The sequence below is a fragment of the Agarivorans sp. D1326 genome (genome assembly GCF_056958115.1).
Genome location: NZ_JBTWEN010000004.1, coordinates 308,770 through 334,230, shown reverse-complemented (window position 1 = coordinate 334,230; position 25,461 = coordinate 308,770). Strand labels below are relative to the sequence as shown.

General features: G+C 43.6%; 22 protein-coding genes. 13 read left to right on the top strand and 9 right to left on the bottom strand.

What is annotated here, in order from left to right; translation table 11 throughout:
* The first annotated feature begins 176 nt into the window (after window positions 1-176).
* Window positions 177-830 carry a 7-cyano-7-deazaguanine/7-aminomethyl-7-deazaguanine transporter gene (locus tag ACYFDN_RS10255; RefSeq protein WP_472589204.1) on the top strand — a complete coding sequence of 218 codons (654 nt, stop codon included), beginning with the start codon at window positions 177-179 and terminating at the stop codon, window positions 828-830.
* A 59-nt stretch (window positions 831-889) separates the two neighbouring features.
* Here the strand turns inward: ACYFDN_RS10255 and ACYFDN_RS10250 are convergent, their stop codons facing one another.
* Complete coding sequence (locus ACYFDN_RS10250) at window positions 890-1,333, bottom strand: DUF2059 domain-containing protein (protein WP_016403514.1); 444 nt, start codon at window positions 1,331-1,333, stop codon at window positions 890-892.
* A 171-nt stretch (window positions 1,334-1,504) separates the two neighbouring features.
* Here ACYFDN_RS10250 and ACYFDN_RS10245 point away from each other — a divergent pair, with 171 nt between their 5' ends.
* Complete coding sequence (locus ACYFDN_RS10245; protein WP_483511001.1) at window positions 1,505-1,936, top strand: DUF3859 domain-containing protein; 432 nt, start codon at window positions 1,505-1,507, stop codon at window positions 1,934-1,936.
* A gap of 17 nt (window positions 1,937-1,953) precedes the next feature.
* Here the strand turns inward: ACYFDN_RS10245 and ACYFDN_RS10240 are convergent, their stop codons facing one another.
* Window positions 1,954-2,367 carry a VOC family protein gene (locus ACYFDN_RS10240; protein ID WP_016403512.1) on the bottom strand — a complete coding sequence of 138 codons (414 nt, stop codon included), beginning with the start codon at window positions 2,365-2,367 and terminating at the stop codon, window positions 1,954-1,956.
* Between the two features lie 71 nt (window positions 2,368-2,438).
* On the bottom strand, window positions 2,439-2,606 hold the full coding sequence (locus ACYFDN_RS10235; RefSeq protein WP_016403511.1) for a PA3496 family putative envelope integrity protein: 168 nt from the start codon (window positions 2,604-2,606) through the stop codon (window positions 2,439-2,441).
* A gap of 449 nt (window positions 2,607-3,055) precedes the next feature.
* Between ACYFDN_RS10235 and ACYFDN_RS10230 the strand changes: the two genes are divergently transcribed.
* The 3 genes from ACYFDN_RS10230 (at window position 3,056) to ACYFDN_RS10220 (ending at window position 4,874) form a co-directional block, all read left to right on the top strand.
* The gene (locus tag ACYFDN_RS10230) at window positions 3,056-3,607 is read left to right on the top strand and encodes a cytochrome b (protein WP_483511000.1); all 552 of its coding nucleotides are present in this window, start codon (window positions 3,056-3,058) and stop codon (window positions 3,605-3,607) included.
* A 16-nt stretch (window positions 3,608-3,623) separates the two neighbouring features.
* Entirely contained in the window at window positions 3,624-4,202 is a 579-nt protein-coding gene (locus ACYFDN_RS10225; RefSeq protein WP_220718968.1) for a YceI family protein, read from the top strand.
* Window positions 4,203-4,538: 336 nt separating this feature from the next.
* On the top strand, window positions 4,539-4,874 hold the full coding sequence (locus ACYFDN_RS10220) for a DUF3634 family protein (RefSeq protein ID WP_016403508.1): 336 nt from the start codon (window positions 4,539-4,541) through the stop codon (window positions 4,872-4,874).
* 44 nt (window positions 4,875-4,918) lie between these two features.
* Here the strand turns inward: ACYFDN_RS10220 and ACYFDN_RS10215 are convergent, their stop codons facing one another.
* Both ACYFDN_RS10215 and ACYFDN_RS10210 read right to left on the bottom strand, forming a co-directional pair.
* Entirely contained in the window at window positions 4,919-5,923 is a 1,005-nt protein-coding gene (locus tag ACYFDN_RS10215; protein WP_152784182.1) for a glycosyltransferase family protein, read from the bottom strand.
* An 11-nt stretch (window positions 5,924-5,934) separates the two neighbouring features.
* Window positions 5,935-7,032, bottom strand: a complete 1,098-nt coding sequence (locus ACYFDN_RS10210; RefSeq protein ID WP_483510998.1) for a glycosyltransferase family 4 protein — start codon at window positions 7,030-7,032, stop codon at window positions 5,935-5,937.
* Between the two features lie 149 nt (window positions 7,033-7,181).
* On the opposite strand from ACYFDN_RS10210, the gene ACYFDN_RS10205 reads away from it, so the two are divergent.
* The gene (locus ACYFDN_RS10205; RefSeq protein WP_338623979.1) at window positions 7,182-8,237 is read left to right on the top strand and encodes a glycosyltransferase family 4 protein; all 1,056 of its coding nucleotides are present in this window, start codon (window positions 7,182-7,184) and stop codon (window positions 8,235-8,237) included.
* Window positions 8,238-8,589: 352 nt separating this feature from the next.
* Here the strand turns inward: ACYFDN_RS10205 and ACYFDN_RS10200 are convergent, their stop codons facing one another.
* Complete coding sequence (locus tag ACYFDN_RS10200; RefSeq protein ID WP_016403401.1) at window positions 8,590-9,495, bottom strand: LysR substrate-binding domain-containing protein; 906 nt, start codon at window positions 9,493-9,495, stop codon at window positions 8,590-8,592.
* A 188-nt stretch (window positions 9,496-9,683) separates the two neighbouring features.
* Here ACYFDN_RS10200 and focA point away from each other — a divergent pair, with 188 nt between their 5' ends.
* The 6 genes from focA to ACYFDN_RS10170 all read left to right on the top strand — a co-directional run bounded on the left by focA (window position 9,684) and on the right by ACYFDN_RS10170 (window position 19,144).
* The gene (focA, locus tag ACYFDN_RS10195) at window positions 9,684-11,207 is read left to right on the top strand and encodes a formate transporter FocA (protein ID WP_483510996.1); all 1,524 of its coding nucleotides are present in this window, start codon (window positions 9,684-9,686) and stop codon (window positions 11,205-11,207) included.
* Between the two features lie 983 nt (window positions 11,208-12,190).
* On the top strand, window positions 12,191-14,638 hold the full coding sequence (locus ACYFDN_RS10190) for an EAL domain-containing protein (RefSeq protein ID WP_483510995.1): 2,448 nt from the start codon (window positions 12,191-12,193) through the stop codon (window positions 14,636-14,638).
* Window positions 14,639-14,745: 107 nt separating this feature from the next.
* The gene (arfB, locus tag ACYFDN_RS10185) at window positions 14,746-15,159 is read left to right on the top strand and encodes an alternative ribosome rescue aminoacyl-tRNA hydrolase ArfB (protein WP_220718960.1); all 414 of its coding nucleotides are present in this window, start codon (window positions 14,746-14,748) and stop codon (window positions 15,157-15,159) included.
* A gap of 152 nt (window positions 15,160-15,311) precedes the next feature.
* On the top strand, window positions 15,312-16,298 hold the full coding sequence (locus ACYFDN_RS10180; RefSeq protein ID WP_483510992.1) for a carbohydrate kinase family protein: 987 nt from the start codon (window positions 15,312-15,314) through the stop codon (window positions 16,296-16,298).
* A 2-nt stretch (window positions 16,299-16,300) separates the two neighbouring features.
* Window positions 16,301-17,485: an AGE family epimerase/isomerase gene (locus ACYFDN_RS10175; RefSeq protein ID WP_483510991.1), complete on the top strand. Its 1,185-nt coding sequence runs from the start codon at window positions 16,301-16,303 to the stop codon at window positions 17,483-17,485.
* A gap of 387 nt (window positions 17,486-17,872) precedes the next feature.
* The gene (locus ACYFDN_RS10170; RefSeq protein ID WP_483510990.1) at window positions 17,873-19,144 is read left to right on the top strand and encodes a cation:proton antiporter; all 1,272 of its coding nucleotides are present in this window, start codon (window positions 17,873-17,875) and stop codon (window positions 19,142-19,144) included.
* 25 nt (window positions 19,145-19,169) lie between these two features.
* Here ACYFDN_RS10170 and ACYFDN_RS10165 read toward each other — a convergent pair whose 3' ends face one another.
* Window positions 19,170-19,898: a substrate-binding periplasmic protein gene (locus ACYFDN_RS10165; protein ID WP_016403394.1), complete on the bottom strand. Its 729-nt coding sequence runs from the start codon at window positions 19,896-19,898 to the stop codon at window positions 19,170-19,172.
* A gap of 204 nt (window positions 19,899-20,102) precedes the next feature.
* Between ACYFDN_RS10165 and ACYFDN_RS10160 the strand changes: the two genes are divergently transcribed.
* Entirely contained in the window at window positions 20,103-21,866 is a 1,764-nt protein-coding gene (locus ACYFDN_RS10160; RefSeq protein ID WP_483510988.1) for a phospholipase D-like domain-containing protein, read from the top strand.
* A gap of 42 nt (window positions 21,867-21,908) precedes the next feature.
* On the opposite strand, the gene ACYFDN_RS10155 is transcribed toward ACYFDN_RS10160, so the two are convergent.
* Window positions 21,909-23,801 (bottom strand): putative ATP-dependent zinc protease, encoded by a 1,893-nt coding sequence (locus ACYFDN_RS10155; protein WP_483510987.1) that lies wholly within the window; start codon window positions 23,799-23,801, stop codon window positions 21,909-21,911.
* Between the two features lie 163 nt (window positions 23,802-23,964).
* Window positions 23,965-25,179: a hypothetical protein gene (locus ACYFDN_RS10150; protein WP_483510985.1), complete on the bottom strand. Its 1,215-nt coding sequence runs from the start codon at window positions 25,177-25,179 to the stop codon at window positions 23,965-23,967.
* Window positions 25,180-25,461: the final 282 nt, after the last annotated feature.

Here is a 25,461-nt window from a genome sequence, read left to right as displayed (position 1 = left end):
AGCGAAGCCTTGAGAGGTGTGTTTGCTTAAAAACTGTTAGTTATCACCAAAAAAATCAAATAGCGATGATTTCTTGACTAATCGTTTAGCTATTGCAGTTAGCTAATAGTTATGGAATACTCCGCCGCCCTTGGGTTCTCTCACCCCCAATTAACAAAAAGATAGGTAGTTCTATAATGTGGTTTTTACAATTAACTGAGGCCGAGCGCCGCAGTGTTATTATTCTCGCTTTATTTCATATCGTTACTATTGCCGCTAGTAATTATTTAGTGCAATTGCCCTTCACCATATTTGGTTTTCATACCACTTGGGGCGCGTTTACTTTCCCATTTATATTTCTAGCCACTGACCTTACAGTTCGCTTGTTTGGTGCAACCAGAGCTAGAAAGATTATTTTCACCGCAATGCTGCCAGCCCTAGTGGTGAGCTACATTGTGTCGGTACTGTTTTACCAAGGTGAATATCAAGGTTTAGCCGGCTTGTTAGCCTGGAACGCCTTTGTTGCGCGTATCGCTTTGGCTAGCTTTTTGGCTTATTCGGTAGGTCAATTATTGGATGTAAAAGTGTTTGACCGTTTACGCCAGCTTAAGCACTGGTGGGTAGCGCCTGCGGGATCAAGTGTGTTTGGCAACTTGGTGGATACTTTCTTATTCTTTGCGGTGGCCTTTTATGCCAGCAGCGACGCCTTTATGGCTGAGCATTGGGTAGAGATAGCGTGGGTAGATTATGGCTTTAAACTTGCGGTTAATCTTGCTTTGTTTGTTCCGCTGTACGGCATGTTATTACACTTTTTGCAAAGCCGTTTAAAAGCTAATAAAGCACTAGCGTAAAGCTAGCTGTTGTAATGCCAGTTTGTTGATGCTGGCATTACAATGAGATACGCCGTCGTTTAGTTACCTGTTTGCTGTTTTTGTTTGGCTGCGGCTTGCTGCAACATTTCCTCAAGTTTTTTGTGATGCCCCTTAGCCACCAAAGCGCTAGCCAGCGCGCTTTCACGAATTAATGTAGCATTCAACTCTTGGCTCTTTTTGCCAACCGGGGTTTTATAAAATGCGACTAACTGCTCTAGCTCTTCATCTGTAAAATGCTTTAGATAAACCTCAGCAATCTTTGGTTTCATCTCTTCCCAAGTCAGATAGGTGTTTGCCCACTCATCTAATACCGGTCGAAAGTTCTCTAAAGGAGGATTTTGACGAATTAGCGCTTGATTGAGATTGTTACGAATTATCTGCATTTGCAATTCACTGTCGTTGAGCTCCAATAATTCATTAATGGGTGCTGCTTGCAGTGAACAACTGGCAAAAACAAGGGCTGCTGTCAGTAGCTTTTTCATAGGTTCATCCTTGAGAAAATTTAGCTAGTGGCTTAAAGGCCAAGCTATGATTCATTTATGCTTTTAGCCTACACCTTAAGTAAAGCGGGGGAAAGGATTGTAATGGCAGCTAAAGCTAGGTCTAAGGTAAAATAGACAATTTAGATATTCAATGAGACGAGTTTTACGGCAATGGCAAAGGCAAAACCCCAAGTTAAGTTACACAGTTACGGTATTTACAACAAATGGGATAGCGATGCCAAAGCACTGCCGCAGGTTAGCCAATTTACCACTCAAGTTGAAGCTCAAATAGATGTTGAGTTCGGCTTGATTGTTAATATTAAGAAAGCCAAAGGCCAGAAGGTTCGCTATTGCATCTACCACCCTAATATCCCAGATGAAGATGGCGAGGTTATGGCGCCTTTTGATGGTGAAGAGTACATTCGCAGCAACGATTGGGATTTTTATTTAGGTGATACCATTTGGGCTCCTATTAGCAATAAGCTAGGAACTTGGCGCATGACCATTGAATTAGCAGGAGAGATAATTGCTGAGAAGTCATTTGAGTTGTACCAAGAGAACCCCGGCGACCCCGCCCAGTTTTTCCGCAAACGTGGCATGTAAGTAACATCATCAACTTCTTAGTTAAGAGGGCAATTTAGCATCCAGTTGATGCCAAACTGGTCGCACACTCTAGCAAAACGCGCCTGCCAAAATGTATCTTGTAAACCCATGGTGATGCTGCCGTTTTCAGAGAGCTTTTCGAACACCTGTTGTTGCTCGGCCAAGTCTGAAAAGTTTAAGTTGAGCTCGATATTACCCGCGCTTTTTAGCTGTTCGCCGGGCATGCCATCGGATGCCATAAACTCTAGTTCTCCGGCTTTGAAGTGACAATGCATCACTTTATTCAATAACTCATCGGGAATTGGCATGTCGGTTTGATTATCGCTAAAGCGCATTAATGCAATAACGTCGCCTTTAAAGCAGTGCTGATAAAAAGCTAAAGCTTGTTCGGCTTTACCTGAAAAATTAAGGTAGGGAATAATGGCTTGCATAGCTAAATACCTTGTTGTGATGGTAATAGAAAGGGGGAAGTGCCAACACTTCCCCCTCGCGATTACTGTAACTAGTTATAGTCTTCGTCTATGTAGCGTTCTAATTGTTTCCGCTCGTTGTATTCGTCGATGCGGCGACGAGCACGTGCTTTGTCCCGCTGGTTTTTATGACTTTTTGCGTTATGGACCAGGTCTTCTTCATCCCATTCGTCCATATCATCAAAGCGTGATCGTTTCATAAGCCTACTCCAAGCCTTACTTTATTGGGCCCAATATACCTAGTGTTTTGGGCCCAACGTGATTTCTTCTCGCGGCTGCGAGACACGCAAAATGTGCAGTAAAAAGTATAGTAGGTAAAATGAATATTTTATTACTGTAATGTGACGTTAGCCTACCGCAAACAAGCTATGCCATAGCGCATAGGCAACTTTCCACTTGGCTGATTAAATCTTGGTTTTTAAGGCGCTTTTAAGCTTTATTTAGCACTATGCTTTAAGACTAAAAGTACAAATAAACTAAGATCTTTTGCTGATGTTTTGTTGCTTTTTTGAGAGAGAAGTAAAACTTTGAGCGGTTTTCTTTCTAATTGTTCGAATGATTTTTCACATAAAATTCAATTTTTTTCATTGTGGATTTAAGCGATGCTAGTTTCATCGAGGTAATATCAGAAGATATTTAAGGGGACCGAGTGAGTATTCGCAATACCAAACAGACTTATGGATGGGTAGCCATCGTTATCCATTGGTTGGTGGCAGTAAGTGTTTTTGCTTTGTTTGGGCTAGGGTTATTTATGGTTGATTTAAACTATTACTCTAGTTGGTACCAAACCGCCCCGATGATCCATAAAAGTGTTGGGATATTGTTGTTTATGTTGATGCTATTTCGGCTGATTTGGAGAATGTTGAATCCACATCCAGAGTCTCCAGCTAACCATAAAGCTTGGGAAAGGCAGGGAGCTAAAGTCGGCCATTGGCTACTTTACGCACTATTATTTTGTTTAATGATTTCGGGTTACCTAATTTCTACCGCCGATGGACGTGCCATTGTGGTGTTTGAATGGTTTGAGGTTCCCGCCACTATTACCGGTATTGCTCAGCAAGAAGAGCTGGCCGGCGATATTCATGAGATTTTAGCTTGGGCACTAATTGTATTGGCTGCTGGCCATGCCTTTGCTGCTCTAAAACATCACTTTATAGATAAAGATAACACCTTAGTTCGAATGCTTAAGTCGACTAAATAACCTAAAGGGACAGACAATGAAAACACAACTTAAAGCCGCATTATTGTTAGCCAGTACTATGGGCTTAGCCTTACCGGCTAGCGCTGCCGATTACACCATTGATACTCGCGGTGCACATGCTTCAATCAACTTTAAAGTTAACCATTTAGGTTACAGCTTTGTAGTAGGCCGCTTTGATACCTTTAGTGGTGACTTTAGTTACGACCAAGCGGCGCCAGAGGCGACTACCGTTAGCGTTAAAATTGATGCCACTTCGGTGAACTCTAATCACGCTGAGCGTGACAAGCACATTCGCAGTAAAGACTTCCTAGCGGTAGACCAATACCCAGAAGCAAGCTTTACCAGCAGTAAATATGAAGCGAATGGTGACGAAGGTGGCAAGCTCTATGGTCAGCTTACGCTGCGTGGCGTGACGAAAGACATCGTGATTGATGTGACTAAAGTGGGTGAAGGTAAAGACCCATGGGGCGGTTATCGTGCTGGTTTTGTTGGCTCAACAGAATTAGTGATGAAAGACTTTGGTATCCCTACCAACCTTGGTCCTAAATCTACTACCGTAGCAATGGACTTAGTGATCGAAGGTATTAAGAAGTAAGTTTAAGGTTCTCGCTGTCAGCTATGACAGCGAGTCTTTTCCTCCCGCATATTTTTCACTCTTAATGAGCTGGTTTTCTGTACGTTTAACTTATTTATCTAGTTAACTATTGTTCGCTTTTGTCAAATTATTGAAAATGTTTTCAAGTTGTTGTTTGTAAACATTTTGTTGATCAAGCTATCAAAACAAGCATAAATTACTGATTGCTATCAAAATTTTGAACTTAAACCTAGTCAAGCGAAGCGCATAATATTACCCTTGTTGAGTTTATTCACTTCAAGGCTCAATAACGCCTTGATTTTACTCGGCTAGCGACTAAACACAGGGAGTGTTCGTTTGACTATCAGCATAGTGATTGGCTTTATTGCTTTAGCAGTTTTGGTGTACCGTTTGAGGCATATTCATTATACCTTTGTGTGTGAATTGCGTTCCGGAAAAGTCACCGTGGTTAAAGGTCATGTGCCAAGTTCATTCGTTCACGATTGTCGTCAAATGATGCGCGGCCGCAAGGTTGTTGGCTTGGTTAAAGGTATTAACAGTGACGGAAAAATGAAGCTGCGCTTTTCTTCTTCTATTGCTCAGTCTGACCAAATCTATTTGGAAAAACAATTTCCTCATAAACTGTATGACAGCAAATCTTCGGATATAAACGGTAGTGTTTCTTTAGACTAAGAATTTACAAAAAAGAAAAAAGCCCGGTTTATGCCGGGCTTTTTTTATTTGGCTTTAGAAAACATACTAAGTGGAGCGGGGGAGGCTTTTTGCTCCACACCCTTAATGGGATCCCACACAGGCTTTATATACGAGCGAAGCTTAGCGGCAATACGCACTGCCATATTTGCCCCATTCACCGGAACGTATAACCAACGGGCAAATAAAAATACCTTACGTCTAAATACCCATAAGTACATCGCTTGTTCGGAATAGAAACGGTATCCCCAGCGCTGTTCAAAAAGGCGTGAGGAAGCTTCGGTATATTTGGGGTGCCAACGGAAGAAGAAGAACTTCATGTCGTACCAAGCCATTCTGGTACCTAGATTATCAAAAATAATGATTGATTCAGGCTGAGTGACAATTTTGTAAGCCTTTTGACGAAGTTGAATGCCTATATCGATGTGTTCGCGAATCACCATATCTGGCAGTTCAATGTCTTTTAAGGCCTTGGTGCTAAACAGCACGCCATGTAGCTCGAACATTTCACTTTCTTGGATACCTTGAGGAAGCTCCTCAGGTAATGAACGACGAAAAGACTTATGTTCAATAAGGTAATCTTCACCTTGATAATCAATGGTATGAACTGCATTTGTGAATAGGTGATTACGTAACTCTGCGCCTTTATCAACACCTTCTTTCTCGAGTGTTACCGGGTTTACCACCGCAATTTGTGGATCGCTGTTGGCTATCTCTAATAGCGGTGGAAGCCAATTGGCCGTTACGTTTGAATCATTATCAAGAAACATTACGTATTCTGTTTCGATAAGAGGTCTCACTTTTTGCATTGCTTGAATTGGCGAGATTAAACCATAGCTAAGCAGTTCGGCATTATGGTGTTGAGCTAGCTCTTTTTCGATTTTTTGCTTAAGTGAAGACGGATAATCTAAGTCGATGACTTTTAGCTCAAAGCGTTGTTCGGTGCATAGGTATAAATTGCGAATACAATTAATAATGCCTGAGTAACGGTCTCGCGGGGTAATTACAACGGTTATCGAGTTCTTGTCCATGCTGCTCTCGCTTAAGCTTCCTTGAGAAGTTGGTTAAAAATACCTAAATAATTATTAATCATATGCTGGGTATCGAACTGTGAGCGAACACGCTGCTCAGCTGCCTCACCAAGTTTTTCGCGCAATGCTTCAGAATCAATTAGCTTAGAAATGGTGGCTGCTAATTGTTCTGGCTTTGCGGCCGGCACTAAAAAGCCGGTTTCACCATCTATTACAATATCGGGGATGCCGCCAACTTGGGTTGCCACTACAGGAGTATGGCGCAAGCCAGCTTCGATAAATACTAGACCAAAGGCTTCTTCTAACGAAGGTTGCACAAAAATGTCTGCAGCCTCCATCCATTCTGCGGTGTTATTAATTTGCCCAAGGAAATGCACCCGTTCTTGCAGTCCTAATTTATCGCGATAGCGTAGTAGCGCCTTGCTCTCTTTTTTTGAGCCACTACCTGCTATAAATAACTGGCAGTTTTGCTGCTGTGGCAACAGTTTAAATGCCTTCAGCGTATCTTGATGGCCTTTAATTCGCCCTAAGTGGCCGGCACTAAACAAAATAATTTGATTGTCGGGAAGCTGGAGATTTTTGCGCGCTTGAGCAGGTTGTAAAGGAGCAATTTGGGTATCGACTCCCGCATGATTCGCTAAGCAGCGTTGTTCGCTTAAGCCCAGGTTTTGCATAAGCAACTGCCTGCGTTGCTCGGAAACTGCAACAAAGCAGTTGGCTAAGCGCCTTAAAATGCGATTTATTCGATTTTCTTGGTAGTAGCGTAAAATTGAACGATGAAAAGTAAGTACGGTTGGTACATTGCACACTTTGGCCGCCAAACCTGCCCAAATCATACTGCGGTCGCAGTGGCAATGAACTAAGTTAATCCGGTGTTTTTTAATCAACCTGACTAAGTTGTAAAAAATACAAGGGCCGTCAAAGGCCTTAGTATGCAGCACTTCTAGCTGGTCGGGTTGTTGATCGCTACTGTGAGGCGTTTTAAAACTTACCGGCAGCACAAACACACCGTTGTCTCTTAATCCAGCTACGGTGGTAATGAATCTAACTGTGCGACCGCCTCGCTCGAGGCTTTGTACCACCTCAAGTACTCGCAATGAAGAATCCATTCTGTTAAACCCTTTGATAAAAATTAACAAATTCTTTGAGTTAGAGAGTGATCCTTCACCCCTAACTGGCTTATCATAATGCCACTAAGGATAGTCAAATAAGTAATGATATTGTGAATAGCGCGTTAAGTAAAAAGATATCTCATGTTGTGAGTAGTTTACAGGTGGGAGGAGCAGAACGCTTTGTTATTGATTTATGTGTAGAACAGCGTGCTCAGGGAATGGAGCCTGAAATTATATCTCTGGGGCATCATGATGACCCTCTTGTGGCGGTTGCTGAAGAGCTTAATATTAAAGTGACGGTAATACGCGGCATGAAAGGCCTTGTGCAATTGCGCTTGTGGCAAGCTTATCGGCGTCACCCAATTATTCACATGCATTCTCCTTCTGCAGTTATGTTGTCCCTACCTATCTTGCCTTTTTGTTTAGAGCGTAAAATTGTTTATACCCGCCATGGCGCAGCGCGATTAGCGACTAATCGTTGGCGTAAAGTGCACCGCTTTGCCCGCCGATTTATCGACAGCATTTGTTTTGTTTCGGAAGAGGGTCAGCAAATCTTTCACGAAGAGCACGGTTGGGAGCATGTAGATTCTTCGGTAATTGATAACGGTATTGCGATGCCGGAGGAGAAAGATATTGTTCCTCATCCGCAAGATGGGCGTTTACGTATTGGCTCAGTTGGGCGCTTAGTAAGCCTTAAACACCAAATTAGTTTGCTTGAAGCAATCCGCTTATTGCCTAGTGATATACAACAAAAGGTTGAAGTGCACTTTTTTGGCACTGGCGACCAGTTGGCTCCGCTGCAAGAGTTTACCCAACAGCATTTGGCTAATGCCGAAGTTGTTTTCCATGGCATGGTAAGCGATCGCAGCAAAATCTATAACTGTTTCGAATTGCTGGCGATGACGTCAAGAACCGAAGGTATGTCATTGGCCATTATGGAGGCATTGGCCTACAAGCGGGCAGTGGTTGCCAGCAAGGTGGGCGGAAATGGAGTGCTGGTGCAAGAGCAGCAAAATGGTTGGTTATTCGATTTTGATGATAGCCAAAAGCTGGCAGAGATCATCCAAACTGCACTCGCTGAACCGCAGCGACTCATTGAATTTGGCCGCGCAGGGCGGCAACGGGTTTTGGATGAGTTTTCTTTGCAGCGCACCCAGCAGCAATATCAGAAGATTTATGAGGATTTTGGTACTAGCGTATAGCATTGGCTAATTTAAGCTATTGGCCTAACTCGATACTATTGTTATTGGTGTTTTTCTAGCAACTGGCTCTGTTGGCCAATGGCTAGGCAAGCTATTTGGTGAGGGCGCGCTTAGCGCCTTTTTTATTTTGCGGATTACCCATAAGCAAAATACTGCAGTAGCGAGCAGTGATAAAGCCACGGCCAGCGATTCCCATTGGTTTAGGCTCTCAGAGCTGGAAACTGTATTTGCTATGGCACTGCTGCTAAGTAAGCTAGATAAAAGACATAAGCGATTCATAAAGCACCTAGATTAAATGATAATCATTATCATTTAATCTAGGTGCTTTTGTTTTTATATGCAAGCCTTTTAGTTACATATCGCGATGGTGGACTTTGAACATGCGCTTCGCTTCAGTAATCACTAAGTCGCGAAGTGGGTTTTCCGGGGTGTCGTTACGCCATACAAATGATAAAGACCGTTCAATGTTTAGCTCAGGTACGTTTAGCCTAACCAGCTCACCTAACTCTAGAGCTTTTATTACGTCTAGGTAAGGCAGGCAGCTTAAATAGCTATTGTTGGCCACTAAGGAACGCAGCACCGGCACGTGCTCGTATTCCCGGTGAACCTTTAGCGAGTCAATGGTGCCTTGAATGGCGCTATCAAATACTCTTCGGGTGCCTGCTCCTTGCTCGCGCAGTACCCAACGAGCCTGCTCGAGCTGGGCAATACTCACCCGCTCTAATTTTGCGTAAGGGTGGTGGGCGGCGGCCACAATCACCAAGTGGTCGTTACACCATACTTGGTGAGCAATTCGGTCATCGTCACAGCGTCCTTCAATCACACCTAGCTGGTAATCGTAGTTAATTAAGCCATTAATCACTTCAGCGGTATTTTCTACGGAAAAGCTAATGCGTAGCTGAGGGAAGTTATTATCAATATTACTGATGAGATCCGGGATTAAGTGTTCTGCCGCGGTTTGGCTAGCGCACAGCTGCAGCTCGCCGCTTACTAGCTGCTGTTCGGCAAACCCTTCTTCAATTTGCATGGCATCTAACAGTAACTGTTTGGCCTTTGGCCGTAGCCACAGGCCCCACTGGCTAAGCACCATCCGCTTGCCACGCCTATCAAATAGGGGCTTTCCTAATAGTTTTTCAAGCTGAGCCAACGACATGCTCGCTGCAGATTGAGTGAGCGCGAGCTTGTCGGCGGCTGCACTTACGCTGCCGTGGGTTGCAACGGCTTCAAATACGGTAAGTTGCTTTAAAGAATAGCGCATCGCTTACTCCAGAAATGTTTTTAAGAGGCTGTATTAGCTGCTAAGTATAGTAAACATAGGTGCTATAAGAAGTTTTGATATAGCTCATAAAAATTATCCGCTTACCAGCCCAATGCTTTATCGATATTGTAATAACACGTTCAGTCATTAGCGACTCTAGTTGCTTGTTATTACAGGTTTTAGTGTAGATGAATCATATTCAAGTGGAGCGATTGCCAGCTCCTACAGTAGTAAGCAGTGAAAAGCCTAAAGAGAGCCTTTCATCCGCCGCGCTAAGCCCCGATCAAATGACCCAGTTTGCCGAGCAGTATGCTTATAAAAAGGCAACTAATACTACTGCTAAAACCTTGAGTTTAGCGCTTAGTGCTGGCGTGTTTATTGGTTTAGCTTTTGTTTTTTACATCACGGTAACTACTGGATCTTCAGGAGTGGGTTGGGGAGTTAGTCGCCTACTTGGTGGCTTGGCTTTTAGCTTAGGTTTAGTGATGTTGGTGGTATGTGGCGGTGAGCTATTCACTAGTAGCGTGTTGTCAATTATTCCGCGGGCCAATGGGCAGCTTAATACACGCGCCATGCTAGCTAACTGGAGCAAAGTATACCTAGGAAACTTTGTTGGCGCCTTACTGCTAGTACTGGTGGTGAGTGGTGCAAAGCTTTACCAGTTAGATCACGGTCAATGGGGACTTAATGCCTTATCTATAGCGCAACACAAATTGGAACATAGCTTTATGCAAGCGGTGATGCTGGGCATGTTATGTAACTTATTGGTGTGCTTAGCCGTATGGATGACCTTTAGCGCTAAAACTAGTGCCGCTAAAGCTGCCTTGGTGATATTGCCTGTCGCCATGTTTGTTAGCACCGGCTTCGAACACGTAGTGGCAAACATGTTCATGGTACCACTCGGCATTGCAATTAAAGCCTGGGCTGAACCTAGCTTTTGGGCACAAGTTGGCGTTCAAGCAAGTGCATTTGAGCACCTAACTTGGGCAAATTTTGCCTCACACAATTTAATACCAGTCACTATCGGCAACATTATTGGCGGCGCAGTGATTGTAGGCTTGGGTTACTGGTCGGTATATAGCCGCGGTAGTCAGCTTGAGCCTGTACGTCCTAAATTTTCTGTTTTATCAAATCAATATTCTGGTCCTGTTGGAGAACCTACTATGCAAAACTTAAAAACAATTACAGTCGCTGACATCATGTCTCCTGCCGACAATGCACTTAGCCCTGACATGACCATTGCAAGTGCTTGTGACGCGCTGGTAGCTCAAGAGTTATCTGGAGCGGTTGTGGTAAACGAAAACAATGAGCTACAAGGCTTTGTTTCAGAGTTAGAAATTTTAAGAAAACTGTGGCTAGAAGATTACAGCAAACCAAGTACAACAACCGTAGCAAGCATTATGCAAAAGGATATTATGACCGTGGCACCTAATCACAACTTATTAAAATTAGCTGAGTACATGAGTGTTGATGTTGCCCAAGTTTACCCAGTATCTGAGTCAGGTGTTTTGCTAAGCTCTACTCACCAGCCTTTAGAAGAGCGCTTACGTAACAGTAGTGTTTACCGTCCTAAAATTTTCCCAGTAGTAGATAGTGGCAAACTAGTTGGTGTAGTTACACGTCACCAAGTACTTAAAGCCCTACGCCCAGCTTTGGGAGCCCCGGTAAAGTTAGAAGAGCCACAAGCTGAGGTGGCTGAATCAGTCGCGTAAGCTTTATTGGTAGGCTAGTGATGCTAGCTTGATATAAATTACTCTTATGAGCAGCTGCCCTTACGCAGCTGCTTTTTTATGGGCGGAAATCAACAAATCTAGCTTTTAGAACAAGCTTTAATCGCTATTTTACAGATAGTTAATGAAACTACTGTCCTATATTCATGCTGTTTTGCTTGTAGAGCCTACTTCTTTAACTGTCTTTTACAAACTGAGTTATCACTTACCTAGCTAACAAGTAAGACCTTAAAACTGAATTTGCTGTTTTCCAATAGAGGCAACTAAGGGGTAGAAGTTATGGTTAGCAAAAAAAACAAGGGCTTAACTGGATTATGGCTAGCCGGTAAAGCGTGCTTTGGCGAGCTTTGTGGCGATATCAATGTTCGCTAGGTAGGCTGATTGTTTCGATTGTGCTGCCAGTACGGGGCTATTCATATTGGTATCATAAAAAATGATGGACTATCTAAGTTTTTGTTTTTGTGATGATTATTTTCTTTTGTTAAGGAGGAGGCTTTTAGCTTAAGTATTCTCATGTTTGATTGACAGAGTGTTTGAGCAAGTGCTGGTTTGCCCTAAGGGCTGCTATAGCGGTTTAGCTTAGCCCCCAAAAGGCTTTGTTAAGCATTGAATGGGGCGAATTTGGCTGAATGTAAGCAGTTTTAAAATACTTAGCTTGGTTTCAATTAGCTAATAAATGCACTTTTGTTAAGCTTTCAATATGTATCAGATTTATTGATTCATATATGGGAGGCTATTTGAGGTGCTTGATGCCACATAGCAGCGAATAGTTTTAGCCAAATTTTATCTGCAAAAGACTAAATAAGTGCCTTAAACCTTTGGGCTGTGAGCTACTTAAGTAGAGCATAAATACATAGCGCTAAAAGTGCTTGCTCAATTAAGCGTTGTTTTTGCAAAAATTAACTCATATATGGATGAATATCATGTAAAATCGGCGTTTGTTTTTTAACATATCTGGCTCAAGGATGAATCGGCGGATCTCTCTACGTTATATTTTGTTTGTTATTTGCATGTTTGCGGCTTTGCTGCCGACCTTAATGGTTAGCTCTTGGGTTCAGCATCAAGTTCAACAAAATGAAACCGCCACAGTGCATGAAAAGCACTTACTTATCGCGCGCAATCTAAGTACTGCACTGGCTCGTTATGCTAACGATACAGCGGCTATTTTTAGCAGTGCTAACCAGCAAATCAGCCTTGAACATTTTCACAATGATTTATCACCACTACTTAAAGAAATAAACTTATACGCCTTGTTTGAGTGGCAGCAAGGGCGAGGCCAACGCTTCTTTTATGGCGAATCAACCTTAAGCATTTTCAACAGTGTGCCAGCGCAGGTTCAAGTAGCTATGGAGCAAGCTCGAGCAAACAAAAACCAAGTGTATTTTAGTGGGGTAGTGGTAGAAGGGGTGCCTCAGCCGACCATCTTTTTAGCGGTTTACCAAGGCCAAGATCGTTTCTTGATGGGCGCTTTGGGTACCCAATACCTGCTAGAAAGTCAGTCTGAAGTGCGATTTGGTGAGCTAGGACATGTGGCTATTTTTGATCAATACGGGCGAGTTTTAGCGCACCCTAACGAGCAGTGGAGTATTCGAGCGAAAGACCTTTCTGGTTTAGCTCCAGTTGTGTTGATGCGAGATAACAGTTTTGGTGTGAGCGAGTTTTATTCACCCGCATTGCAAGCCGACATGATCGCTGGTTACGCCAAGGTCGAAAATACTGGCTGGGGGATTATTGTTCCTCAACCCCTCACCGAGCTTCAGGCCTACTCGTTAAAACTGCAGCGCTATGCTTTTTTTGTCAGCCTGCTTTGTGTATTTGTGGTGGGCGTAATTAGCTGGTATTTGGCCTGTATGATTGTGCGGCCAATTAGCCAAGTAGTAGATACTGCTCAAGGTATTTCTCATGGTGAGATGGGCAAGTTTGTAAACCCTAAACGCTGGTTTATACCGGTTGAGATTGCCGCGTTAATTGCCAAGTTTAATGCCATGGCTGGTGAGGTTTATACCAGCAGGACCTTGTTGGAACAGAGAGTTAAGCAGCGTACTGCGGCTCTTAGCAAAGAAGTGGCGGTGCGTAAAAAGGCCGAAGAACAAGTATGGCAGCAAGCAAACTTTGACCCACTTACGGGCTTACCTAATCGGCGTATGCTCAATCGGCTTCTTAGTGATGCCTTAGCCACGCGTTTAGAAACCGAGCGCGTGAGTTTAATGCTTTTGGATTTAGACCAATTTAAAGGCATTAACGATACTCTGGGTCACGACATGGGCGATATGTTGCTGCAAATTGCTGCTCAGCGTATTCAACATTGTATATTGCAAGGTGAACATGTGGCCCGCTTAGGTGGCGACGAGTTTATTATTTTGCTAAAAGAATCCGGTGACGGTAGCAGGGTAGCGGAACTGGGTGAGGCGGTACTTAAGACCTTGAGCACACCGTTCCAGCTGGGCATTGAGCGGGTGTATATTTCAACCAGCATTGGCGTGGCGTTTTCGCCAAATGATGGCGAGAAAATTGATGACCTTCTAAAACATGCCGACCAAGCAATGTATGTGGCCAAACAAGAGGGGCGTAACCGTTTAAGTTACTTCACTGCATCCTTGCAGGAGCAGGCTCAAGTACGCCGTTTGTTAGCAAACGATTTACGCCAAGCGGTCGCTAAAAAGCAGCTGCATTTACACTACCAACCAATTGTGGACTTGAATACCGGTGAGCTGCTTAAGGCAGAAGTCCTAGTACGCTGGTTACACCCTAGCCAAGGCTGGATTAGCCCTAGTGACTTTATTCATGTTGCTGAAGAAACTGGAGTGGTAGTAGAAATAGGCAATTGGGTATTTAGCACCGCGGTTGCTCAACTAAAAGCCTGGAAAGAACGCGGCTTAAGTCCAATTCAACTAAGTATTAATACTTCTCCCAAACAATATTATGAAGCTGAGTGCGATGTTAATCAGTGGCTAAACGAATTGTCGGAAGCGGGTTTATCTAGCGCCGATGTGGTAATGGAAATTACCGAAGGTTTGCTGATGGAAAACAGCCCAGTAGTGAATGAAAAACTATTAGCTTTTAGCAAGGCTGGCGTTGAGGTAGCCTTAGACGACTTTGGTACCGGCTATTCTTCACTGGCTTACCTGCAAAAATTTGATATTGAATATCTCAAGATTGATCGCATGTTCATTCATAACCTTGAGCAAGACGGTGATGACTTAATTGTGTGTAAAGCGATTGTAGTGATGGCGCACAAACTGGGCATTCATGTTATTGCAGAAGGCATTGAAACAGAGCACCAAGCTAACTTACTGCGCGAAGCCGGTTGTGATTTTGCCCAAGGTTACTGGTTTGCTAAACCCTTGCCTCATGATGAGTTTGAACTCATGCTTAGTGAAAGCTCCGCTTGTTTACTGCCACAAAAGCGCTAATTGCCGTTAAACATTATAGTGGCCATTAAGGCTTGATACTTTGGTATTGCCCCTTACAGCAGTTTGTTACAATGACCACTTCTAGGCGCACAGGCTACTAATAAATTATGCTGGAAATATCTAATACCGTTAGTTTAGGTGAATGGGAAATTGAGCTTAGCGCTATTCGTGCTCAAGGTGCTGGCGGGCAAAACGTAAATAAAGTCTCTAGCGCGGTACATTTGCGCTTTGATATTCCCCATTCAAGCTTGCCTGCATTTTATAAAGAGCGCTTGCTTAAACTCAACGATCAACGCATAAGCAAAGACGGTGTATTAATCATTAAGGCGCAAAGTCATCGTACTCAAGAACGAAATAAAGAAGACGCCTTACAACGCTTAAAAGAGTTGATCCTAAGCGCGGCGGTTGTACAAAAAAAACGCCGTCCCACCAAGGCTACTTATGGCTCTCAGCGTCGCCGCATGGATAAAAAAACGCAGCGTGGCCAAACCAAGCAGCTACGTGGGAAAATTTCTTACTAAACGCGCATTTCTGCTATTTCATTTCGTGAGTTTTTTCAGCTCGTGACCTTGCTCGGAAAATCATGGGAAACTGCCACAATCTTTTCCTTAGCGGCTGACGTCTGCAATTTTTATGTGTAACGTTATCTAGCCATTCTCAACGAGGACACACTATGCCGCGCTTACTGGCTTTTGGTGAAGTATTGGTGGACTGGATCCCTTTGGAGTTTCAACGCCAAGGTAAAATAGATATTCCTATTTATGGGCAATATCCTGGTGGCGCGCCAGCCAATGTAGCAGTGGCCGTTGCTGGCTTAGGCCATCAAGCCTTAATGCTAGGGCAAGTGGGAGAAGATGCCGCAGGGCACTACTTGCGAGAATGCCTCGTACGCCAAGCGGTAAATTGTGACTACCTGTTAAGCAGCAAACACTACGCCACTCCTATGGCCTTTGTGAGTTTGGACGCAGAAGGGGAGCGCAGCTTTAGCTTTCAACGCAGTGAGACAGCAGATCTAAAAGTGCGCCTAAATGATTTCCCACAACAGGTGCTAGAAGAGGAGGGTATATTACATGTTTGCTCTAATACCCTTACCGAAAATGACATTGCAGAAACCACCTCTAGTATTTTGTCTGCAGCTAAACAAGCTGGTTTGCTGATAAGCTTTGATGTGAATATACGCTTGCCGCTTTGGGTAAGCACCGAGCAGCTTTTTCAGCGGGTGATAGATACGGCCGCGGCTAGCGATATGCTTAAGCTCAGTCAAGAAGAGTGGGATTACCTTAGCAAACTTGGCCAGGTAGATGATTTAGCGACATTTCTTTTTGAGCGAGGGGTAAGCCTTATCCTGTTAACCGATGGTGCTGAAGATGTGCAGCTCCTAACGGCTAATTGGCAGACAAGCCTTGCTACACCCAAGGTTACTGTGGTTGATACCACCGGGGCTGGGGATGCCTTTACCGGGGCTTGGCTGGCTTCACTTATGCAGCAAAACATTTGTAAGCGGGAGTCGCTAGTGCAGGCCGTTGAATCACAAACTCCACTGCTAAATGCCTTACAAGCGGCAGTGGTCGCAGGGGCGCTAGCCGTAACCAAACGCGGTGCATGGAGCGCCTTACCCAGCGCTGCAGACATTCACGCATTCATTCAAAGCAAGGAGTAGTCATGCTTCCGGTTTTTCGTAGTTCTCAGTTTTTAGAGCAGCATGTAAGTGCGCTTAGTCAGTTTTATCAGCAGCATGCCATTGACCCGCAAGGCGGATATTTTCAAGCCATTGCCGCTAATGGGGAAGCCGAAGAAAAAGGCCTTAAGCAGTTGGTGAGCTCAACACGACTCGCTTACATATTCGCCCATGTTGGTTTATTGGATAATAATATCGAGTATTTGCAGCTGGCAGAACATGGCTTTAAGTTTGTTGAGCAACAGCATTTTGACTCACAACGTCAAGCTTACAATTGGGTACTTGATGGTGATAGCCCAATAGATAAAAGTAACCTTTGTTATGGTTTGGCATTTGTAGTGCTGATGTACTCAGCCGCCGTGAAGCTGGGACGAGCAGGTGCCAAACAACAGTTAGCCGCTACCTTTGATTTGATGGAACAGCGCTTTTGGCAAGCAGAATGGGGCTTGTACGCCGATGAAGCCAGTGCCGATTGGAGCGAATTAAGCGATTACCGTGGCCAAAATGCCAATATGCATGCTTGTGAAGCGATGATTGCTGCGTATGAGGCTACTCAAGAACAACGTTATTTGCATCGCGCTATCACGATTGCACAAAACATTTGTTTACGCCAAGGCTACACCACAGACGGTTTGATTTGGGAGCATTATCAAGCAGATTGGCAGGTGGATTGGGACTTTAATCGCGACGATCCTAAAAACCTTTATCGCCCTTGGGGCTTCCAGCCTGGCCACCAAACCGAGTGGGCAAAATTGTTGGTGATGTTATCTCGTCATCATAAGGCAGCGTGGTTACTCCCTTGTGCAGAGAAACTGTTTGGCTTTGCCATGGAGAAAGCCTGGGATCACCAATATGGTGGCTTATATTACGGCATAGCCCCAGATGGCAGTGTTTGTGATGATGAAAAATACTTTTGGGTTCAAGCTGAATCTTTTGCCGCCGCCGCGCTGTTAGCAACAGCAACCGGCAAGCAGGAGTATTGGAGCGCTTATGACAGCCTGTGGAAGTATAGCTGGCAGTTTTTCTGCGAGGCTCAACATAAGCCTTGGTGGCGAGTATTAAGTAGAGAGGGGCAGGTACAAGATCCACTTGTTGCAAGGCCCGGAGCAAAGATTGACTACCACACCATAGGCGCTTGCTTAGAAGTAATACGTGCCATGCAAGCTTAACCCTAGGCAACACCCGTTCAATCTTTAATAGCCAACACCCTTAGGTTGGCTATTGGCATTCACCTCTGGATATTTTCATTTCTCGAAATATTGCTTCGTCTGTTAGAGCTTTTGTTTGCGTAGCTGCGCATGGGGAAACCGTTGCTCGTTTAGTAGCGGTGTTGCCTATACTAATACCAACCGTACTAAGTAACTGTTCATTCTATCTGGTTAAAATACTCGATAACAGCGTTAGAATTTTTGATTGTAGAGTAACTACTTATCGAAAAATTCTGCCTTATTCTCAAGTATTTTTCCTGCGTTATTTCTGTTCACTTACTTAGTGTGATTGGTATAAAAGAACATCTACTTGGCAGTATTTACTGCTCCGTTAAAGGGACTTAAGTCTTGGAAACCTATTACAGTCTTTGTTACTTGGCTGCCTTAGCTATGCTGATTGCTTATATCAATAGCCGAGTGGGGTCAGTGCAATCAACTATTACCATAACCGCTGCTTCTATTGTCCTGTCTTTGATAATGATCTTGCTGGGAGAAACTGGCGTACTAGAAAACTTGCCGCAGCTTATAGCGTCTATTAATGCGATCAACTTTCAAAATCTGTTGTTGCATGGCATGTTGGGATTTCTGCTATTTGCTGGTGGCTTGGGGATAAACTTAAAACACTTAGCGAGCCAAGGCGTGGAGATTGCTGTTTTGGCGCTATTTTCAACCTTGTTATCGAGTTTCTTGGTGGCTGCTTTGCTCTGGTGCTTATTGCCTTACATCGGTTTACCCTTGGATTTTATTTATTGCCTGTTGTTTGGCGCGCTTATTTCGCCCACCGATCCCATCGCAGTGCTGGCTATTGTGAAGAAAATGCATGCACCTCAGCAAATTGCGATTCAGGTGGAGGGTGAGTCCCTGTTTAACGATGGCTTCGGCTTAGTTATGTTTGTGTCGGTATTTGGCATTGCTTTCTCCCATGAAACCTTAAGTGTTCCCGCTATATCTTGGCTGTTTTTGCAAGAAGCGGGTGGTGGCATAATTTATGGTTTTGTTTTGGGTTTAGTTGCCAATTATTTAATTAAACATACCGACGATGATTCATTGGAGCTCTTGGTGAGTTTGGCTATTCCCACTGCTGGCTTTGTATTTGCTGAGCAATTGGGCGTGTCTGGCGCCTTGGCAATGGTCGTGGCGGGTATCTATATCGGCAATATCACCCGCGAGCAGCATTTTACCCAAGCTAGTAAACAAAGCTTTGACCACCTATGGCATGTACTTGAAGAGTTCTTGAATAACCTATTGTTTTTGATGATTGGCTTAGTGTTGATCAGCTTTGTTTTTCATCTAGAAGATTTGTGGTTAATGCTATTGGCCATCCCTTTGGTATTGCTAAGCCGTTTAGTGAGCGTTGCCCTTCCTTATTTAGGTTTTTCACTGTTTAAAAAGTACAACCCCATGTCACTACCAATTTTAACCTGGGGCGGATTACGTGGTGGTTTGGCTTTGGCTATGGCCATGTCTGTGCCTGCAGGCGTAATGGTATTACCGGAAAAGAACATTGATGTACGTGAGATGATTTTGGTGATGACCTATGCAGTAGTGGTTTTTTCTATATTGGTACAAGGAGCTAGCATTGTTCCTTTGATCAATAAGTCTAAATCTTATGAGTCTTAAGTGGCGCAGCATTTATTGCTATTGCTTACTGCGGGGCTAAGTAACGCTGTTTGGTTTTTTCAACAAAACCTTCGTCGTGTAAAAGTTGGATCTGGATGGCGATTTGCTGAACCAGCTTAACATCGGTATTTTTAGAAGCAGCTAAAAATAATAAGTTCGTGACAACGGGATCGCCAATAATGAGTGGCTGCTCGGGAAATTGCTGGTTCCAATACCAAATAGACTCAGGTGTGCCATTAAACCAAGCATCAATGCGGCCTAATTGCAGCATCTTGGCGGTGCTTGGCCCTATTTTGAGTTCCACTATTTGGCTATCTAAAAAATTTTTGTTTTTAAGTATTTGAGCCTGCGCCGAACCTAAACCCACCCCTACCTTGTTAAGTGTTTTTTTGGCTTGTTGATAGTCATTAATACGCAGCTTAGTGGTGGCAAAGCTACGCTCTAGATCCATTATATAAGCTACCCAAGTAAAGTGCTCTTCGCGGCTAGGTAGCAAAGCCAGAGGCATGATAAATATGTTTTTGCCTTCGCGGGTAATCCGTTGGGCGCGTTTCCAGGGTACTTCTTGAAGTAAAACTTGGTGTCCTAAGCGGGTGAATGCTTCGATGACCACATCTCCTACAATGCCAGCTTGTTTCGTATCAAGCATGGTAAGGGGTGGGGCATCGATGCTGTAAACAGTATAGGTAGCGGCCTGCAGGCTGTGGCTTTGCAAGATTTTAAACAATAGCAACAATGCCAACATAAAGCGCATTAATTGGTGTCTCTCAAGATTAAAAAATGTTCTTATAAAAATAGCCTATGCTTTTAAAAACAGCGAGTTATTAAGGTTCTATGTATTCTTTGAAGCGATGAAGCTGCCAGTGTAAAGTTGCCGGACTAGGGTATGATCTTGCTAAGCGAGTTAACGCGGCTTTTGCTAGCTAAATTGAAGTTTTGATACAACAGGATGTTGCTAATGACTAAAAAGGGATGTTTGGTACTTGTAGCACTTATGCTGCAGGCCTGCTCGGCTCAAATTACCGCGCCAGATTATGCGATTGAAGACTCGTGGACAAGCCAACAACTAGAAGATAGGCGCTGGCGTGCAGCAGATGAGCTAGAAAAAGACTATTTAAAACTCGCCTCAGAATCTGAGTTACCTAGCCAACCAGCAACAGTGAAAGTTGTTGGCTCCACGACCGAAGAGGCCATTCAAAGTTTAGCCATTAAAATCCACCTGATTGAACAAGCACAACATAGTGTAGACCTTGCTTACTATATATTTACCCCCGATCTTTCTGGTGATGCCATCTTAGGGGCGTTATGTGAGGCAGTAAAGCGCGGCGTTGATGTGCGCATTATGGTCGACAGTTTGGGCTCGCTAAGTATGGAACATGGCGATCTAAAAGGCCTTATTGAGTGTGCTAAAAGTGCTGGTTTTGTAAAGGCCCGCAATGGTGAAGTTACCATCAATCGAGCACGTGTTCAGGCGGTAGTGTTTAATGCTCTTACCCAGTTTGGTTCAGACGCAAATCGGCGTTCTCATGACAAACTACTCATTGCTGATGGTGCTTATCCAGATAAAGCTTGGGTAATGACCGGTGGCCGTAATGTGTCACTGCATTACTACGGTTTAGACCATCATGGTGAGCTTGACCCTAATGCTTTTAAAGATTTAGAAGTGCTTATTCGTCCGTTAGCTGACGCTCATATAAAGAATTCTCCTGCACAACTAAGCGAGTATTATTACTCGGTGCTGTTCTCAAAGCCTGGCAATAAACGCCTATCAATTACATTTCCTTATAGCGCGAGGATGCAACAGTCTTTAGATTCGCTAGCAGAGCTTAAAGGGAACGTCGAGTTTGCGGGGGCCTACCAAACCATCGACCAATATTTACAGGAAGGATTCTCTCCGGTTGATACTCGTTTTGCTCATGAACTTGATAACTTAAGCTCAACGGATTTAGTGAGCAACTACAGTAGCAACAAAAAGGCTAATGCTAATTCAATTAGTGGTATCTTGGCGCGCGCAGCATACGGTGATAATGACTTAACGACTATTCGTGTAGTGTCACCCTACCTGTTTTTGCAGTCTGATCTGTTGAAAGACGAAGGGGTGTTAGAAGAAGATGTAAATACGGCCTTAGAGTGGTTGAATAAAGACCCTGAGCGCAAAATTGAAATCATTACTAACTCGGTTCTAAGTAGCGATAACTTCTTTACTCAAGCAGTGATTGATATGCACACTGTGCCGTCTATCTTAATGGGTGAAGAGATGCGCCAAACCTGGTTAGAGTCTGATTTAGATTTACACGAAAATAATCCAGAGTTTATCGCGTCGGCCGAATGGCAAGCCTTAGTTAATCACCCTCGAATTTTCTTTTATCAATTAGGTAAACCTGATGCGGTGTCTTTGGGGGGCGAAACCTATTACGGCAAATTGCATGCGAAGTTTATAGTAGTAGATGAGTCTGCTTTTGTAGGAACTACCAATCTTGATTTCCGTTCGTTACTTTACAATAACGAAGTGGGTTTTTTCTTCCAGGGGGAAGAATTGATAGAGCGTTTAAATCAAGAATTTGAGCTACTTAAGTCGCAGTCTTCTCGTTGGGGAAGTAGTGAATGGCTTGAAATTCGCCAGAAGCTACGAGACCAAGGTGGCATGAAGGGAACCACCACCAAAGGCCAGCGAGGTATTTATAAAACCTTGGATAAAACTGGCCTCAAGTATCAGTTTTAGTTGATACAAAAAACGGCCCCACGGGCCGTTTTAATCTGCAAATCATGGCTGTTTGGTAAGAATAAAACGGCCGTCGCTGCTTACTACAAAGCCATTACGTAAGTAGTTCTTACCTAAAATCATGCTATAGCTAAAGTTCTCTCGGTTTTGCAAGTTAACCCGTACTGTCTCTGTTACGTTTCCTAGTTTAACTTCCATCATTACAACCGGGCGAGAGTTGGCTTTTTCGCCTACCCGCGCTTTAATGGTCATTTCGTCAACCACTTCTCGGGTGAACTCCTGCTCTAAACCGTCGCCATTGCGATAGGTGAACGTCACCATGGGTTTGCCTTTTTTTTCAAAGCGTTTTACTTGCTCAGCATGCATCGAACTGACATCGGCACCGGTATCCAGTTTTACTGAAATCGATAAGCCTTCTACTTCGGCTTGTTCTACATAACCGGCGCGAATTACCGCTCTTTTATCAAAAATATTGTTGGTACGTGTATTCACCCATACCGGGCCATCAGCAAAACTCTCGCCGATGAGCAGTTCTTCAGGATCATCTTTACTGGCTAGCTCTAGTGCAATGTCCGCTTGGTAGTTTTTGCCGGCCAGGGCAATTTGGGGAGTGATTACTGGACGAGTAACTTCACCAACAACGATGTTGCGGTCAATGGGCTGTTCAAATACATAAACCTTGTTATAGGTGTCAGTGGCTGAAAACGCTGCTATTGGTTTATTTTGCTCGCTTCGTTCTAACGTTTTTAAACTTTTCACCCTCATTAGGGAAGTATTAACAGCAAAAGAGGGTTCGGCTTTAAAAGTAACATCATCAATGGTGATCCGCTCTTCTGGGCTCATCATTAAAGGTGGCTTATTTGCAAAGTCCATGGCAGATTTAAGCGCTTTATCAGCTAAAAACTCAGCACTTAAATCAATGAGGAAGTACTGGTTTAGTGCTTCGGTGCCAAGACGCAGCTGAGTAGAGCGTTTAGAACGATCACGCAGCAATAACTCTATATGTTTTAGTTCTTGGCCAATACTAATAGGCATGTTCACCATTGGGTGATGTTTATCGCCAATTTTCAACATTTTAAGTAGTGGTAGCGTATATGCTTTGGATTTGTTGTTTTTGCCTACTGCTTCAAAACTCACCTGCTTCTTGTCTTTATCTACCTTTATATTCACCGCATTTAGGCTGGTGCGTCGATTAGCCAAAGATACACTTATTGCTAAAGGAAGGTCGTCTAAATAGGCAGTTTCTTTATTGCTGATGATTTTTGCTTCAGGTTCTTGCTGCAAGTAGTCATAACTCGAGTCAACCCAAGCTTGCTCTCGCAAAAAGGTTTTGCCAATTAAGATGGGGTAGGAGAAGGCGCTGCGATCGGTAAGGTTCACCGCTGTGTTTACCGTAATATCACCCGACGACAAAGCAAGCTCAACTACTGGGCGGTAGAGTATGCCGTGGTCTCCGCGCCCTTGAATACCACTGAGCCTAGCAAGTGGTCGCTCTAAAGTAATGGCTTCACCAGTATGCGGGTGAATTAAATCAAACTTTACCGTGGCATTGATATTGCGCTCAGGCGTATCAAAACTGTCTAGCCACCATTCGCTATCTGGATCGCCAAAGCTTTCTGCGATGCTTTTAAGTAAGGCTTCGCCTTGTAAATCGGCAAACTTGGGGTTGCTACTTTGAATGCTAATGTTAAGTGCGTGAATCGAGGTGGTATCGGCACCTGTGTCAATTTTAGCGGGTACTCCCACTCCCTTGAGCGAATCCACATTAGCATAGTAAATGAACTCGATTCGACCCATTACCAGTTTGTCGTCTAGATGGTAATGCGGTCCATTGTTGTAGAAAGGACTTTGTTCTAGAGAGGTAGCTAAGCTGTGAGATTGAGCAGCGAATATACACAGCAAAGAGATGAGAGTTCTGGAAATAAATTTCATCATTGGCCTTTCTTTCAATAAAGTTATATTTGTTATAGCACTTAATGTCTTTAATCATAGCGCCATGTGGTAAATAAAGTGAGTTTTTTTAATAAGTTGCCGTATTTAGATAGCAAACTATTTGGTAGGTTCAGGATCATCAAAAGTAGAGTGCGTGCGGCTAAGATTAGTCACTAAGATCGATGTATAGGTCGCCTTTATTACTTGGCTTACTATTCTTCGGAATTGCAGATTGATTGAGCTTGTCTCGAGCTTGGTTTAGGCGTGAGTCAAAAAAGCTGGCTTGTTGGGCAAGTTGGTCTAGCGGTTTTGGCTCGGCGTTTATCATTGCTTTTTGTGCATGATTGATAGCCTGTTGGCTATTGCTGGCATCGATACCCATTACCGATACCCCCATTTGGCTTTGCATAGCCCCCAAGCTGGCTTGATCGTTGGGTTTCAACAATTGGGTGATAGCTTGATTTAAACGTTGCTGAATAAGTTGTAGCTTTTTGGGCGCACTTAAGAAGCCAGAAATGGCTCCTTTGCCTAAAAAAACTATTGATATGGCTTGGTTGAGTTTTTTTAAATTACCCAGCAATAGCTGTTTAAGGCGTAGGCTTGCTTCTTCATTTTGATGTTCTAGTTTTAGCGCAAAAACGATTAACGTTTCTTGCCTTGATAGTTTCTTTTGAGCCAGTGCCAGTTGTTGAGCAAATTTAGCTTCGCTATTCCAAACCTGCTGTTGTTGAGGGGCTAATTCGGCAACCAGTTGATAAAGGGTAAAGCGTCTTTTAGGGGCGTTAGTATGGATGCTTTTTAAACGAGCATCTAGCGGTACTCGCTGGCCACCAAGGCTTTTAATGTAGTGCTTAACCTTGCCGTTTTCATCGGCATCGGAGTGAACCACTTTACTGGCAAGCAATTGGTAACTGGTTTGTTGTAACGAGGTGCAAGCAGCTTGATTGAGCCAAATAATCGTATCATTTTGATTGCAGATAACCGCCGGAATGAGTTCTGCGCTTAAGTGTTCTTGAATTAACTCTCGTTCTTCAGCTTTACTCAGTAACGGCAGAATAAATTCGATGGAGCCGTTTACTTGGTTTATTTGTTCTCGCCAAATTAATACTTGGCCAATATAGCGTTTACCTTTGATGTTAAAAATCAGGTTTAGCTCTAAAGTTTGTTGCTGGTTCTGAGAATCAAAAATCGCCCGCTGCAAATAAGTTATTTGCTCGGCTTCTAAACGGCTAATTAGCTGTTTTAAGCTTAATTGCTGTTCGCTGGGGTAAGCTAAGGCATCAATTAAAGGTCTATCGCAATGTACTTGGCTGCTGTTTCGAATCCAGTGCCAGGCGAGAGGAAAGCCCTGTAATTGCTTTATGAGATCTTTATCAGTCATACCAACACCATAGAGTCACCTTTAGCTTAACTGTTGATCTTATTTCTAAATGAATAACTCAATATAAACCTTTCAGCTTAAATATTAGGTGATGGATTTGTAAATACAAATAATTGCTGCGCTTTTAAGTTGTTTTGAAGACGTGCTTTTTGCGGGTTGAGCATGATTTAGCTCAGTTAGTACCACAATAGTATGATTACCTTAACTGTTTTAATGCCTGTTGATTGCACCTTAGATTGGCTGATTGGTATAGTGCCGCTAATCAATAGTGATAGGTGGTTA

What these genes read in the sequence shown, in the direction of transcription:
- ACYFDN_RS10210 (WP_483510998.1), bottom strand. Translation starts at nt 7,032, where the DNA reads ATGGATTCTTCATTGCGAGTACTTGAGGTGGTACAAAGCCTCGAGCGA.
- ACYFDN_RS10225 (WP_220718968.1), top strand. Translation starts at nt 3,624, where the DNA reads ATGAAAACACAACTTAAAGCCGCATTATTGTTAGCCAGTACTATGGGC.
- focA (WP_483510996.1), top strand. Translation starts at nt 9,684, where the DNA reads ATGAATCATATTCAAGTGGAGCGATTGCCAGCTCCTACAGTAGTAAGC.
- arfB (WP_220718960.1), top strand. Translation starts at nt 14,746, where the DNA reads ATGCTGGAAATATCTAATACCGTTAGTTTAGGTGAATGGGAAATTGAG.
- ACYFDN_RS10150 (WP_483510985.1), bottom strand. Translation starts at nt 25,179, where the DNA reads ATGACTGATAAAGATCTCATAAAGCAATTACAGGGCTTTCCTCTCGCC.
- ACYFDN_RS10190 (WP_483510995.1), top strand. Translation starts at nt 12,191, where the DNA reads ATGAATCGGCGGATCTCTCTACGTTATATTTTGTTTGTTATTTGCATG.
- ACYFDN_RS10245 (WP_483511001.1), top strand. Translation starts at nt 1,505, where the DNA reads ATGGCAAAGGCAAAACCCCAAGTTAAGTTACACAGTTACGGTATTTAC.
- ACYFDN_RS10215 (WP_152784182.1), bottom strand. Translation starts at nt 5,923, where the DNA reads ATGGACAAGAACTCGATAACCGTTGTAATTACCCCGCGAGACCGTTAC.
- ACYFDN_RS10160 (WP_483510988.1), top strand. Translation starts at nt 20,103, where the DNA reads ATGACTAAAAAGGGATGTTTGGTACTTGTAGCACTTATGCTGCAGGCC.
- ACYFDN_RS10250 (WP_016403514.1), bottom strand. Translation starts at nt 1,333, where the DNA reads ATGAAAAAGCTACTGACAGCAGCCCTTGTTTTTGCCAGTTGTTCACTG.
- ACYFDN_RS10200 (WP_016403401.1), bottom strand. Translation starts at nt 9,495, where the DNA reads ATGCGCTATTCTTTAAAGCAACTTACCGTATTTGAAGCCGTTGCAACC.
- ACYFDN_RS10165 (WP_016403394.1), bottom strand. Translation starts at nt 19,898, where the DNA reads ATGCGCTTTATGTTGGCATTGTTGCTATTGTTTAAAATCTTGCAAAGC.
- ACYFDN_RS10240 (WP_016403512.1), bottom strand. Translation starts at nt 2,367, where the DNA reads ATGCAAGCCATTATTCCCTACCTTAATTTTTCAGGTAAAGCCGAACAA.
- ACYFDN_RS10180 (WP_483510992.1), top strand. Translation starts at nt 15,312, where the DNA reads ATGCCGCGCTTACTGGCTTTTGGTGAAGTATTGGTGGACTGGATCCCT.
- ACYFDN_RS10255 (WP_472589204.1), top strand. Translation starts at nt 177, where the DNA reads ATGTGGTTTTTACAATTAACTGAGGCCGAGCGCCGCAGTGTTATTATT.
- ACYFDN_RS10155 (WP_483510987.1), bottom strand. Translation starts at nt 23,801, where the DNA reads ATGATGAAATTTATTTCCAGAACTCTCATCTCTTTGCTGTGTATATTC.
- ACYFDN_RS10175 (WP_483510991.1), top strand. Translation starts at nt 16,301, where the DNA reads ATGCTTCCGGTTTTTCGTAGTTCTCAGTTTTTAGAGCAGCATGTAAGT.
- ACYFDN_RS10235 (WP_016403511.1), bottom strand. Translation starts at nt 2,606, where the DNA reads ATGAAACGATCACGCTTTGATGATATGGACGAATGGGATGAAGAAGAC.